At 55.9% G+C, this 263-nt stretch carries 1 pseudogene; it reads left to right on the top strand.

The annotated features are described in order from the left end of the window. Positions 1–256: pseudogene (locus tag HK25_RS13185) on the top strand (hypothetical protein); the annotation flags it as partial. Between the last annotated feature and the right edge of the window lie 7 nt (positions 257–263).

Consider the following 263-nt stretch of genomic DNA (forward strand, 5'->3'; position numbering starts at 1 on the left):
GGCTGACATTATCGCCCGCGCCGATGCTCTGCCGTCTGGCACCTATTACGTTGATCAGAACGATGTTGTCCGCAGAGCTCGCACGGTCGGCACCCTACCCGATGATGTGACGGTTAATGGCGGCGTTTATATCGCAGGCAGCAGCACCCTGCCCGCAGGCCTCACCTCAGAAGGCGACGTCATTATCACTGACGGCACGGTCTATTTCCCAAATACCTGGAACAATAACGGCGTTCTCTGCGCCGCAGGAGTATAATTTATGT

It is taken from the genome of Acetobacter sp. DsW_059 (assembly GCF_002153695.1).
GTDB classification, from domain to species: Bacteria; Pseudomonadota; Alphaproteobacteria; order Acetobacterales; family Acetobacteraceae; genus Acetobacter; species Acetobacter thailandicus.